Raw genomic sequence first — 12,816 nt, forward strand, 5'->3', positions numbered from 1 at the left:
CCTTTTAAATGTCCAAAGAGATATTTAAGAATTTTAAAAGAGAGGAAAATTCTTCTTGGTTGTTGTATTCTAAAATGATTTTCCCTTTTTCCTTATTGCCTTTTACTTTACTCTTTAAGTGTAGTTTGTTGCGTAAACATTCTTCCATTATTTTACTTAAATGTTTATCTACTGTTAAAGATGTTGATTTTGCTTTTTTGGCTTTTTGCGTTTTTTGTTCTACTTCGCGCACACTTAAATTATTTTCGATTATTTCCCTGGCTAACTTTATTATCTCTTGAGGGTCTTTAAGACTGGCCAGGGCTTTTCCATGGCCGCCACTTAAGCTGCCATCTTCAATGAGTTGTTGGACCTCTGGAGGTAAATTTAAAAGTCTTAGTAAATTGGCCACCTGGCTTCTGCTTAAATTTACCTTTTGAGCCAGTTCCTCCTGAGATAAATTAAACTCTTCCTTTAAGGCCTTTAGAGCCTTGGCTTGTTCTAAAGCATTTAAATCTTCTCGGTGGATGTTTTCTATAAGAGCCAGAAAAAGGGTTTCCTGGTCTGATATCTCCCTGATAATGGCAGGTATTTTTTCTAAACCAGCCAATTTAGCCGCTCGCCAGCGTCTTTCTCCAGCTACTATTTGATAGTGATTATCTTTGGGGCGAACGAGAATAGGTTGCAGAACCCCTTCGCTCTTGATAGATTGAGCCAGGTTTTTAAGGGATTCAGGATCAAAATTTTCTCTGGGTTGATTGGGATTGGCTGTGATTAAACTGATGTCCAGGAAGGTTATATCTATTCCCTTGCTTTGTTCTTGCCAATCTCCTAAAAGGGCATCCAATCCTTTACCAAGACCTCTTTTTTTGTTCATTGGTTTATCCTTTATTAAATAAAATCTATCTTTGGAGGCTGATAATATGATTAAAAAAGATATTCAAGGTTTTTACGATGAAACAGGTAATTTAGTGGGAGTTTTTCTCTCGGCCAGGCTTTGGCAGGAAATTGGTTCCAAGATCAACCCTATATTAGAAGAAGCTCTTCTTCAGTTAAAGGGTGAAAAAAGTTTACAGGAAAATACTTTTGAAGTGGAAGAAGTTTTAGAGCCCATGGAGGATTGGGAAAAATTTTTGGCTTTTTGGGATTTTCGTTATCCAGTAGAAAAAAAAGTTTTGTGTAAGCACTGTGGGCAGGAAACAGAAGATTGGACGGTGGATTCGCCGCGCAAGTTTATTTTAAAAGCAGCTAATTTAGGCGGCTTGGTGGCCTTTCAATGTCTGCACTGCAAAGCTAGAGTACTTAAAAGACACTTTAAAGATCATATTACTTATGAAGTAAAACCATTTGTTAAAAGAGGTTAGTTTAAACTAGCCTCTTTTCTACCTCTTTTGCCAAATTTAAATAAGCAATACTTCCTAGTGAACGAATATCATAAGCTAAGGCTGGTTTCCCATGACTGGGAGCCTCTGAGAGGCGCACATTTCTGGGAATTATAGTTTGAAAAACTTTGGGGCCAAAAAATTTTTCCAATTCCTCGCTAACTTGCTGAGAAAGATTAATCCTTTTGTCATACATGGTTCTCAAAACCCCTAGAATTTCTAAGCGTGGATTGATACCTTTTTTTACTTTCTCATAGGTGCGTAAAAGGTGGGCAATGCCCTCCAGGGCAAAATATTCACATTGAATGGGGATAATAAGATACTCACTTCCAGCCAGGGCGTTTAAGGTAAGCAATCCCAGAGAAGGAGGGCAATCAAAGAAGATGTATTCAAACTCTTCTTCTAAGGGTTTTAATAGATTGCTTAAGTAATACTCTCTTTTCTCAAAATCCAACAGTTCTATTTCTAACCCTACCAGGTTAGGATGTCCTGCTAAGAGAGAAAGAAAAGGAAAATCTGTAGGTAAAACGGCCTCTTCCAGGCTTATTTGTTCGCTACAAAGGGTATAAAGGTTATTTGGGTTTTCATTGGGTTCGATCCCCAAACCACTGCTAGCATTGGCTTGAGGATCGCAATCCACTACCAGAACCTTTCTTTCCATTACAGCCAAGGATGCTGCCAGGTTGATTGCAGTTGTTGTTTTTCCTACTCCACCCTTTTGATTGGCAATGGCGATTTTTTTACTCATTGTTTCACGTGGAACATTTATTTAAAAGTTTTATGACAGTAACTCCTAGCTTCAGACAGGGAATTAATCAACATTAAGGTTTCTCTAGGATTTCCCTTTTGTACTGCTTGTTTTAATTGTTTGGCCAAGATGACAAAATCCTCTGCTTCTTCTAACCAGTCTTCACTGGCAAAGTGGGTAAGTTTTTGAGCAAGGTTATAGAAATTTTCCACCTTTGGCAAGGGGGGTAGTTCTCCTTGTCTAGTGCTCTTTTTTAGTTCAAAAAAAGCTTGAGACAATTTTTTCTTATATTCTTTTAAATCCATAGAAAAGACTCCTTTTAGTTTAGTTTGTAGTATTTTTTGTACCAGTCAATAAAGTGGGTAATTCCAGTTTCAATGGGGGTGGAAGGAGAAAATCCCACATCTTGAACCAGGTCGTCAATGTCCGCATAGGTCTTGGGCACGTCTCCTGGTTGAAGGGGGAGGAATTCTTTTTTTGCTTCTTTGCCCAGGGCCTTTTCTATGGCTTTAATAAAGTCCAAAAGTTTTACCGGGTTGTTGTTGCCAATGTTATACACTTTATAAGGAGCTGGGCTTGTGCCTGGGTCTGGATTGTCGCCATTCCAGTGGGGATTGGGTTTGGGCAGGTGATTGGTAAGCCTAAATACTCCTTCTACAATGTCGTCTATGTAGGTGAAATCCCTTTCCATTTGACCGTGGTTAAATACTTTGATGGGCTCATCTTTTAAGATGGCTTCGGTAAAGAGAAAAAGGGCCATATCTGGTCTTCCCCAGGGACCATATACAGTAAAAAAGCGCAGCCCTGTGCAGGGAAGATTGTAAAGGTAGGCATAAGTGTGAGCCATGAGTTCATTGGCTTTTTTAGATGCTGCGTAAAGGCTTATGGGGTGGTCCACATTATGGTGAATGGAAAAGGGCATTTTGGTGTTGAGTCCATAGACTGAACTGGAAGAAGCAAAAATAAGATGTTTGACCTGAAAATGGCGGCAGCACTCCAGTAGATTTACAAAGCCCACAATATTGCTGTCCACATAAGCTTTGGGATTGATTAAGCTATAGCGGACTCCTGCCTGGGCAGCCATGTTGATGACGTAATCTGGTTTTTCAGCTTTAAAAAGTTCAGTTAAAGCCTGATCATCTGCCAGGTCTACCTGGTAGAATTTAAAGTTGTCTGACTTAATTTGAGCCAGGCGGTCTTTTTTTAGTTGCACAGAGTAATAGTCGTTTAAGTTGTCCAATCCAATTACTGAAAATCCTTCTTTTAAAAAGCGTTGCGCTAGATGATAACCGATAAAGCCAGCTACCCCTGTAATCAAAACCTTCATGCTTTCTCCTTTTTATATATCTTTTGCTCAAGGCTTTATTTAGTTAAGGAAAATTTTTCTTTTTAGCAATAAAGTAGTTTAAAGAAAAAAATAAGCCTTTTGTCTAAAATAATTTATTCAAATAATTTGACATTGTTTAGGTAACTTCTGTAAATTCTATAGAACATTTTTTTAATTTTGGAGGACAAGATGGAACAATTTCCAAGAATGCATAGGTTACCCCCTTATGTTTTTGCTGTGGTGAATGAACTGAAAATGCAGATGCGCAGACAAGGAGAGGATATTGTGGATTTGGGGATGGGCAATCCTGATATCCCCACTCCTAAGCATATAGTAGATAAACTGGTTGAAGCAGCTCAAAAAGGCATAAATCACCGCTATTCTGCTTCACGGGGAATTCCCAATTTACGTAAGGCCATTTGTGACTGGTATAAAAGGCGTTATGAGGTGGAGCTGGATCCAGAAAGTGAGGCAGTGGTTACCATGGGTGCAAAGGAAGGGCTTGCTCATCTGGCCCTGGCCATGCTTAGCCCAGGAGAAGTGGTTTTTGCTCCAGATCCCACCTACCCTATCCATCCCTATTCTGCCATTATTGCCGGAGCTGATGTAAGAAGAATCCCTATTGATCTGGATAGGGATTTTTTTGCTGATTTACTTACTGCTACTAGGCAAACCTGGCCTCAACCCAAACTCTTAATTATTTGTTATCCTCATAATCCCACTACTGCTGTTGTAGATGTGGATTTTTTTCAAAAAATTGTAGATTTTGCCAAAGAGCATAAAATGTATGTGATTCACGACCTGGCCTATGCGGATCTTTGTTTTGATGAGTACAAGGCACCCAGCTTTTTACAGGCCAAAGGGGCCAAGGACGTGGGCGTGGAATTCTTTTCCATGTCCAAAAGTTATTCCATGGCTGGTTGGCGAGTGGGGTTTTGTGTGGGCAATCCCCAGATGGTACATGCACTGACCAGGATTAAGAGTTATCTGGATTATGGTATTTTTCAACCCATTCAGATTGCTTCCATTATCGCCTTAAATGGTCCCCAAAAGTGTGTATGTGAAATCAATAATATCTATAAAGAAAGGCGAGATGCCCTGGTGGACGGATTAAACCGTATTGGCTGGGAAGTACCCAAGCCTAAGGCCACTATGTTTGTTTGGGCCAAGATTCCTGAAGAGTTTCGTTCCATGGGGTCAGTGGAGTTTTCCAAGCTCTTGTTAAAAGAGGCTAAAGTGGCTGTAGCTCCTGGACTGGGATTTGGTTCTTATGGTGATGATCACGTGCGTTTTGCTCTGGTGGAAAACAGGCACCGTATTAATCAGGCTATAAGAGGGATTAAAAAGGTCCTGGGAGGATAAGGGGTGAAAAAAGTTAGAATCGCTTTAGCTGGTTTTGGCACTGTAGGTACAGGGTTGGCCAAAATTATAAGGGAAAACGAGGAATGGATTAAAAAACGCACAGGTGCAGTTTTAATTATAGAAAAGGTTTTGGTCAGGGATATAAGCAAACCAAGGCCCTTTGTGCCCCACCCCACCACTACTTTTACCACCAACCCTGCTGAATTGCTGGAAGGTAATCCTGATATTTTGGTAGAGCTTATTGGAGGAACCAGTTTAGCCTATGAATTGATTAAAAAGGCCTTAGAAAAGGGAATTTCTGTGGTCACAGCCAATAAAGCCCTTTTGGCTACCAGGGGAAAAGAGCTTTTGTCTTTGGCTGAGGAAAAGGGAGTTGGGCTTTATTTTGAGGCCAGTGTGGGTGGCGGAATTCCCATTGTGGAAACTTTAAAGGAGAGTTTGGCTGGCAATAGAATTACTTCTATTACTGGGATTTTAAATGGCACAGCCAATTACATCTTGACCCAGATGAGTCAAAAGGAATGGGACTTTTCCACTGCCCTGGCTGAAGCGCAAAAGCGTGGCTATGCTGAAGCTGATCCTACCCTGGATATAGAAGGAATAGATGCTGCGCATAAACTGGCAATTTTAATTTTTTTGGCCCACGGGGTTGTATATCCCTTTGAAAAATTACGGGTAGAAGGCATAACAGACCTTAGTTTAAAAGACATTTCCTTTGCCCAGGAACTGGGGTATGTCTTTAAACTCATTGCCCAAGTAAAAGAAAAGTCAGGTTATTTACAGGCAGGTGTGTTTCCGGCCCTTTTGCCTAAAAACCACATTCTGGCCAAAGTGGATGGGCCTTATAATGCCATTCTTTTAAATGGGAATGCCGTAGGCCCTATTATGCTTTATGGACAGGGTGCAGGAGATTTACCCACAGGTAGTGCAGTGTTGGCAGATATTATTTCTCTGGTGAAGAACAATAAGCAGGTCAATAATACTGGTTTTATTGAATCGCCTTTTGAGCCTGCAAAAATTTTAGAACCCTTATCTGTGGTCAGTGAGCATTATTTTCGTTTTTCTGTATTGGATAAACCCGGAGTTTTAGCTGCTCTGGCTGGAGTTTTGGGTGAATACAACATCAGTATTGCCCAGGCCATTCAAAAGGCTTCCCCTTCAGAGAGAGCTGTGCCTGTGGTCTTTTTGACCCACAGAGCAAGGCTTAAAGATGTAAAAAAGGCCATAAAAGAAATTGATAAATTTGACTTTATCGTCAATCCCACTGTGCACTACCCTATTTTACCTTAAAAGAAAAAAGGATAGACAATGAAATATCTGGTATTGGTTGCTGATGGCATGGGAGATTGGCCGCTTCAGGAATTGCAAGGAAAAACTCCTTTAGAAGCAGCCAACACGCCTTATTTGGACAAGCTGGCTTCCAAAAGCTTAACCGGTTTAGCCAGGACCATTCCCCCGGGATTTCCACCCGGGTCTGATGTGGCTAATATGGCTATTTTGGGCTATGACCCGACTAGATACCATACGGGCAGAGGCCCAATAGAAGCCAGAGCCTCTGGTCTTGAGACTGCAGACAAGGACCTTATCTGGCGGCTTAATTTAGTTAGCCTTAGTGAGTTTTCCCCTCAAGGCAGAATGCTGGATTATGCAGCTGGCCACCCACCCCAAGAAATAGCGTTAAAACTTATAGATTTTATTAAACAAAACCTAAAGACCAGCTTGTTGATTTATCCTGGCGTACAATATCGGCATCTTTTGGTAGAGCAGGAAGGAGTAGAAAAGTCTTCTGCCCAGCTAAACATTAGGCCCCCTCATGATATTTTGGACCAGGAGATTGAAGCAGATTATGAGAGTTTTGCTGCTTATCCCCTGCTTTTTGAATTTTTAGAAGAAGCCCATAAGCTTTTAAAAAACAATCCCTATTGGCCCAAAGCCAATGGACTTTGGCCCTGGGGACAGGGGCCTGCTCTTAGTTTGCCCAATTTTTTTGAAAAATCTGGCTTAAAAGGGGCAGTTATTTCTGCTGTAGATTTAATTAAAGGCTTGGGCAGAGCTGCTGGGCTGGAAGTACTGGAAGTAGAAGGGGCTACTGGCCTGGTGGATACCAACTATCAGGGTAAGGTGGAGGCAGCTCTTAACTTTTTAGACCAGGGTGATTTTATTTTTTTACACTTAGAAGGCCCTGATGAAGCTGCGCACAGTGGCAGTTTAAAAGATAAAATTTTAGCCATAGAGCGTTTTGATGAGTTGGTTTTAGGCAAGTTGCTTGCGAGTTTAAAGGAAGATTTTGCTTTATTAATTTTGTGCGACCATCTAACTCCCCTGGTTAAAAGGACTCATGTAGATGACCCTGTGCCTTTTTTGATTTATTCTTCTAAAAAGGAGTGGGCAGGAGTGAGCTATTTTTCAGAGCATAGTGCAGACAGGAGTAGGCTGATTGCCGGGCCAGAACTTTTATCTTTTTTTCTGGAGCAGGTAAATGCATAAGCAAGAGTTTCCCAAACCAGAGGTCTGGCTGGAGCATAGAGTCAGTTATGGAGAAACCGATGGCATGGGCGTGGTTTACTATGCCAATTACCTTCACTTTTTTGAGCGGGCCAGAAATGCCTTTTTGCATAAATTGGGCTTAAGTTATGTGGAGATAGAAGAGCAGGGATTTTTTTTGCCAGTAAGGGAAGCTGGTTGCAAATATTTGCGACCTGCCAGGTTTGATGATTTGCTTTTGATTCGAGCCGGGATTAGTCGATTTAAACGGGCATCTTTAGTTTTTGTGTATGAAGTATGGGATGGAAAAAGGGAAAACTTGCTGGCTACAGGTTTTACTGAGCATGCCTGTGTGAATAAGAAGGCTAAACCCATTGGCCTACCCTCCTGGTTAAAGGAGAAAATCTTTAACCAATGTTAGATGTTCATTGCCATGCTTTCCATCCCAAAATTGCAGAAAAGGTAATTGTTTTTTTAGAAGAGCACTATGGTATCCCTGCTCAGGGCACTGGTTTGAAAGAGGATTTAAAAAAACACTTAAAGGAGGCTGGTTTTAACAAAGCAGTGGTGCTCTGTGCTGCTACAGGAGAGCATCAGGTTATACCTGCCAATAACTGGGCTATTTCTTTAAAAGAAGAGCCAGAGTTTATTCCCTTTGGTTCCTTGCATCCAGATTATCCTAACTGGCCCAGGGAACTTAGAAGACTCAAAAAACACAAAATTAGGGGTATAAAACTTCATCCAGATTTTCAGGGTTTTGATTTATCTTCTCCAAAACTTTATCCCCTATTAGAAGAAGTAGGTGAAGATTTCTGGTTGTTGGTACATGTGGGAGATAATTTGCCCCCAGAAAAAAATCCCTCTTCTCCTTATAAGCTGGCTAAAGTTTTAAAAGACTTTCCCGGGTTAAAAGTTATTGCTGCCCACCTGGGAGGCTATTTACACTGGCCAGAGGTATTGGAGCATTTGGTAGGCAAAGAAGTTTTTCTGGATATTTCCAGCACCTTGCCTTTTATTGCTCCAGAGCTTTTAAGGGAAATTCTTCAAAAACACCCGCAGGAAAAAATACTTTTTGGTTCTGACTATCCCCTTTTTTTACCTGGACAGGAAAGGCAGAGGATTTTAGAGCATCCTCTTTTGGGAGAGAAGTTTTGGCAAAAACTGGAGGAAAACAGTAAGTGGATGTTAGAAAACCTGCTGGTTTGAACTTAACCAGGCAAGATTATTGGGCCCTGGGCCTTATTCTTTTGGGTACCTTGCTTAGGCTTTTTATTGTTTTAAGTGGGGAATTAAACCTCTATACCGATGAAGCTCAGTATTGGGATTGGAGCCGTTCTTTAGACTTTTCCTACTATTCCAAGGGCCCATTGATTGCCTACTGGATTTGGTTCTGGACCAGGTTTTTTGGCCCTACAGAGCTGGGAGTTCGCTTTGGTGCGCTTTTTAATGTTTGTATTTTTCAACTTTTATTTTTTTGGGGACTAAGAAAAATCTGTATTTTAAAGGGATACAAAAATAGTTTAATACCTCTCTGGACTTTAATTATTGTAAATAGTTCTCCTCTTTTTTTAGTAAGTGGGATTTTAATGACCACAGACAATCTTTTGGTATTGTGTTATTTAATTTGCCTCTTTTCCTTATATTTTTATTTTTCTACAGAAGAAAAAAAATATCTTTTCTTAATGGGTATTTTTTTTGCTTTGGGCATTTTAGCTAAGTATACCATGCTTATTTTTTTACCCTTGACTTTGTTTTTAACTTTTAAAGAGAAGAAAAAATTATTCAAAGAAATTATTCTGGTATTACTTTTATTTGCCTGTATAGGGATTTTGCCTATTTTAAAGTGGAATTTAGACCACAACTGGGTAGGTCTAAAGCATGTTTTATACCGTGGAAGTCTTGCTGGCAACAAGGCCAAGGATTTTTTTAGATTAAGCAAGGTCCCTGAGTTTCTGGGAAGTCAGCTGGGAGTTCTTACCCCCTGGTGGTTTATTTTCTTTTTTTGGGGAGGGCTAAAGTTGGGACAAAAAAAATATGCTTTTTTAACTGCCTGGGAAAAGAATTTTTTGTTTGTTTTTACCTATCCAATCTTTTTGCTTTTTTTTCTACTTAGTTTTCACACCAAAATAGAGCCCAACTGGCCTGCCTTAAGTTATATTGCAGGTATAGTGTTTATTGCCTTAGTTTTTAAAAGTATTTCCAAGAGGTCAAAAGTAATTTTATTGGTACTTAGTGGGTTTATTTTTGTAATTTTTCATAGCCTGCCTTTTTTACACCTTCCACCCAAGCTGGACCTGTTGCAGCGCATGCGAGGGTATCAGGAGTTGGGAGATAAATTAAAAGTCTGGCAACAGGAGCGGTTTTCAGAGCCTGAAAAGGTCTTTTTGCTCAGTGATACCTATGGAGTTACAGCAGAGCTTTCCTTTTATGGTCCAGCACAAAAACGCGCCTATTGTGTTAATTTGGGCCGCAAGTTAAACCAGTATGATATTTTTGGACCTCCTGAGGATAAAAAAGGATGGGATGCTATTTTTGTGAGCAAGGACAAGGAAAAGCGCATACCAGAGAAGTTGTTGAGGATGTTTTCCAGAGTGGAAGGCCCTTTTTGGCTGGAGACCAGGAATAAAGATAAACGGGGCATAACTTTTACCTTGTTTTTTGCCTATAATTATAATGGTTACTGGCCTAAGCCAGAAAAGCATACCTTTTAGTTTAGAGGTAAGAAGTTTTTACTGGAAGTAATATAACTATGTTTTTTAAAACACCTTGGTGGGACTTAAAGTTTTTTTGGTGGGTCAACCAGGGCCTGCGCAATGAAGTGTTAGATTTTTTAATGCCCTTATTTTCCAGTAAGCTTTTAGGGGCTTTTTTAGTGGGAATACTTTTTGGGGTGGTGATATACAAAAAAAATTGGTCCAGGCTGGTTGGCCTGGGTTTGCTGGTTATTTTACTTGGACTTTGTGATTACTCTCTTAATTTCCCCAAAAAAGCCATTGGTCGGGTTAGGCCTTTAAATGCTCTGGCTGGAGCTAATTTTTTTGAAGATGGTAAGTGGCAAAAAAGGCCTCTTAATTTTATTCCTGACAAAAAAAAAGGACACTCCTACCCTTCTGCTCATGCAGCCAATTCCTTGCTTCTGGGCTTGGCTTTGGGAGTTATTTTTAAAAAAAGATTTTTGAGATTTTTATTTTATCTTTTACCCTTAGCTGTTGGATTTTCCAGGGTGTATTTGGCCAAGCACTATCCCCTGGATGTATTGGCTGGATATCTTTGGGGAAGTATGTTTTATCTGTTATTTCTGGTTTTACTCCCTTATCTTGAGGTGCTTAAATGGGAAAAGTGGTTTCAAAAGAAGAGTTTTTAAAGTTAAAAGAAAAGTTTCAGGGCAAGCGTATTGTTTTTACCAATGGTTGTTTTGATATCTTACATCCAGGTCATGTGGACTACTTAAATAGGGCCAAAGAACTGGGAGATATTCTGGTGGTGGGGCTGAATTCAGATGCTTCTGTGAGAAGGTTAAAGGGAGCCAAGCGGCCAGTCAATGGGGAGCAAGACAGGGCCTTTGTTTTGAGCAACTTAAAGGCAGTGGATTATGTGATTATTTTTGAAGAAGATACGCCCTATGAACTTATTCAGGCTATAGAACCTGATTTCCTGGTTAAAGGTGGTGATTGGCCTGTGGAAAAGATTGTGGGCGCAGATATTGTTTTAAAAAAAGGTGGCCAGGTACTTAGCCTGGAATTTTTACCCGGTTATTCCACTACTTTTCTTATTGAAAAAATTTTGACTCTGGAAAAGGAGAAAAAATAAACTTGACCTTGGGAAGCAAGTTGAATAATAAATTTCTTTCCTGGTGGTGAGTGTAGCTCAGGTGGTAGAGCCCCTGGTTGTGGCCCAGGTGGTCGCAGGTTCAAGTCCTGTCACTCACCCCAAAATGAAAAAAAGCGGATCCCTTGGATCCGCTTTTTTGTTTTTTTCTCTTTAAAATTTACCAGCCTTGCAGTTCTCACCTTTTGACCAAATTCAATTTGGCTCTATTCTCGCTTCTTTTGTGTATGATTTAGACTTTACTGCTTAACTTCTTACAATCCTTTTTTCATCAAGGAACAATTCTGACAGAAGTCAAAAAAAAAAACTTGTACCCGGAAGGGGAGATGTCGCAATCCTTTTTTCATCAAGGAACAATTCTGACACATAGACAAGGCAAAAAAATTGTTTAATTTCTAAACAGGATAGTCGCAATCCTTTTTTCATCAAGGAACAATTCTGACATGAATTGGAAGTGGTTTAAAGTAAGAATTTATTTTGATGATGTCGCAATCCTTTTTTCATCAAGGAACAATTCTGACAAAACAAAAACTAAAAGGAAACAAAACAAAAAGGAGGTTTAAGTCGCAATCCTTTTTTCATCAAGGAACAATTCTGACGATAAAAGAAAAAAGAGAATTTAGTTTCAATTTTTATAGTCGCAATCCTTTTTTCATCAAGGAACAATTCTGACATCTTCCGGGACGGGCAGATACTGTCCGCCACCTGGGATGGTCGCAATCCTTTTTTCATCAAGGAACAATTCTGACTGGGAAATTGAGGATAATGAATTATTGTGCTCCAAGTGTAGTGTCGCAATCCTTTTTTCATCAAGGAACAATTCTGACTGTCAGATTTTTTAACCTTAAAAGGGTTAAATCATAGGTGTCGCAATCCTTTTTTCATCAAGGAACAATTCTGACTTGATATACAAAATAATTTAAGTAATAAAGATTTAGATATGTCGCAATCCTTTTTTCATCAAGGAACAATTCTGACTCTAGCTTATGATGAAGGAATTATAACCCCAGACGACAATCTGTCGCAATCCTTTTTTCATCAAGGAACAATTCTGACGGTTGTGTATATATCCAATTCGCAAAAATCGGAACAACAAGTCGCAATCCTTTTTTCATCAAGGAACAATTCTGACATGCCCTGGAAAGGGCATACTGGAATTGGGAAGCCGACAAAAGTCGCAATCCTTTTTTCATCAAGGAACAATTCTGACAATTGGGCCTGGTATTCTGATTTGCTAGATTTAGGGGTAAGTCGCAATCCTTTTTTCATCAAGGAACAATTCTGACGTTCAAAGTCAAAGTAATATTTAAAGATGGAGAAATTTACTTGTCGCAATCCTTTTTTCATCAAGGAACAATTCTGACCATTTAAAGACAATTTATAAATACAATCAAGCAGGACTTGTCGCAATCCTTTTTTCATCAAGGAACAATTCTGACGTCTCTTAGTCAAGTAGAAAAAAGAAAATGAATTAACAAAAAAGGTCGCAATCCTTTTTTCATCAAGGAACAATTCTGACATAAGAAAAGGAGATTGGTATGAAAGTAGAATTAAAATGTCGCAATCCTTTTTTCATCAAGGAACAATTCTGACCAGACCCCAGGGAGGAGGAGAATACGAGGAATTACTCTTTATGTCGCAATCCTTTTTTCATCAAGGAACAATTCTGACATATCTATGTAAATAAACAACATTATAGAAAGGAG

13 protein-coding genes, 1 tRNA gene and 1 CRISPR repeat array are annotated in these 12,816 nt (G+C 39.6%); of the genes, 10 read left to right on the plus strand and 4 right to left on the minus strand.

What is annotated here, in order from left to right; genetic code table 11:
- Positions 1-4: 4 nt before the first annotated feature.
- Entirely contained in the window at positions 5-856 is an 852-nt protein-coding gene (locus ACTCIM_RS03385) for a ParB/RepB/Spo0J family partition protein (protein ID WP_464278913.1), read from the minus strand.
- A gap of 46 nt (positions 857-902) precedes the next feature.
- Between ACTCIM_RS03385 and ACTCIM_RS03390 the strand changes: the two genes are divergently transcribed.
- Positions 903-1,343, plus strand: a complete 441-nt coding sequence (locus tag ACTCIM_RS03390) for a hypothetical protein (protein WP_464278914.1) — start codon at positions 903-905, stop codon at positions 1,341-1,343.
- A gap of 1 nt (position 1,344) precedes the next feature.
- Here ACTCIM_RS03390 and ACTCIM_RS03395 read toward each other — a convergent pair whose 3' ends face one another.
- From ACTCIM_RS03395 to ACTCIM_RS03405, 3 genes are read right to left on the minus strand one after another with little or no spacing between them, the layout of a single operon-like run.
- Entirely contained in the window at positions 1,345-2,109 is a 765-nt protein-coding gene (locus tag ACTCIM_RS03395) for a ParA family protein (protein ID WP_464278915.1), read from the minus strand.
- A gap of 17 nt (positions 2,110-2,126) precedes the next feature.
- Positions 2,127-2,414, minus strand: a complete 288-nt coding sequence (locus ACTCIM_RS03400; RefSeq protein WP_464278916.1) for a GAK system XXXCH domain-containing protein — start codon at positions 2,412-2,414, stop codon at positions 2,127-2,129.
- 14 nt (positions 2,415-2,428) lie between these two features.
- Positions 2,429-3,436, minus strand: a complete 1,008-nt coding sequence (locus ACTCIM_RS03405; RefSeq protein ID WP_464278917.1) for an NAD-dependent epimerase — start codon at positions 3,434-3,436, stop codon at positions 2,429-2,431.
- A 189-nt stretch (positions 3,437-3,625) separates the two neighbouring features.
- Between ACTCIM_RS03405 and alaC the strand changes: the two genes are divergently transcribed.
- The 9 genes from alaC to ACTCIM_RS03450 all read left to right on the plus strand — a co-directional run bounded on the left by alaC (position 3,626) and on the right by ACTCIM_RS03450 (position 11,214).
- Positions 3,626-4,798 carry an alanine transaminase gene (gene alaC / locus ACTCIM_RS03410; protein WP_464278918.1) on the plus strand — a complete coding sequence of 391 codons (1,173 nt, stop codon included), beginning with the start codon at positions 3,626-3,628 and terminating at the stop codon, positions 4,796-4,798.
- Between the two features lie 3 nt (positions 4,799-4,801).
- Entirely contained in the window at positions 4,802-6,088 is a 1,287-nt protein-coding gene (locus tag ACTCIM_RS03415; protein WP_464278919.1) for a homoserine dehydrogenase, read from the plus strand.
- An 18-nt stretch (positions 6,089-6,106) separates the two neighbouring features.
- Positions 6,107-7,285 carry a cofactor-independent phosphoglycerate mutase gene (locus tag ACTCIM_RS03420; protein ID WP_464278920.1) on the plus strand — a complete coding sequence of 393 codons (1,179 nt, stop codon included), beginning with the start codon at positions 6,107-6,109 and terminating at the stop codon, positions 7,283-7,285.
- A complete protein-coding gene (locus tag ACTCIM_RS03425) occupies positions 7,278-7,703 on the plus strand; it encodes an acyl-CoA thioesterase (protein ID WP_472313865.1) in 426 nt (141 codons plus the stop codon). The genes ACTCIM_RS03420 and ACTCIM_RS03425 overlap by 8 nt, the downstream gene beginning before the upstream one ends.
- Positions 7,697-8,488 (plus strand): amidohydrolase family protein, encoded by a 792-nt coding sequence (locus ACTCIM_RS03430; RefSeq protein WP_472313867.1) that lies wholly within the window; start codon positions 7,697-7,699, stop codon positions 8,486-8,488. The genes ACTCIM_RS03425 and ACTCIM_RS03430 overlap by 7 nt, the downstream gene beginning before the upstream one ends.
- Positions 8,461-9,993, plus strand: a complete 1,533-nt coding sequence (locus ACTCIM_RS03435; protein ID WP_472313869.1) for an ArnT family glycosyltransferase — start codon at positions 8,461-8,463, stop codon at positions 9,991-9,993. The genes ACTCIM_RS03430 and ACTCIM_RS03435 overlap by 28 nt, the downstream gene beginning before the upstream one ends.
- A gap of 38 nt (positions 9,994-10,031) precedes the next feature.
- On the plus strand, positions 10,032-10,646 hold the full coding sequence (locus ACTCIM_RS03440) for a phosphatase PAP2 family protein (protein WP_464278924.1): 615 nt from the start codon (positions 10,032-10,034) through the stop codon (positions 10,644-10,646).
- The gene (rfaE2, locus tag ACTCIM_RS03445) at positions 10,613-11,092 is read left to right on the plus strand and encodes a D-glycero-beta-D-manno-heptose 1-phosphate adenylyltransferase (RefSeq protein ID WP_029967635.1); all 480 of its coding nucleotides are present in this window, start codon (positions 10,613-10,615) and stop codon (positions 11,090-11,092) included. Before ACTCIM_RS03440 ends, rfaE2 begins: the two co-directional genes overlap by 34 nt.
- 46 nt (positions 11,093-11,138) lie before the next feature.
- Positions 11,139-11,214: transfer RNA gene (locus ACTCIM_RS03450), tRNA-His, on the plus strand.
- A 149-nt stretch (positions 11,215-11,363) separates the two neighbouring features.
- Positions 11,364-12,781: a CRISPR direct-repeat array (repeat unit 36 nt; unit sequence GTCGCAATCCTTTTTTCATCAAGGAACAATTCTGAC).
- Positions 12,782-12,816: the final 35 nt, after the last annotated feature.

It is taken from the genome of Desulfonauticus sp. (genome assembly GCF_055126295.1).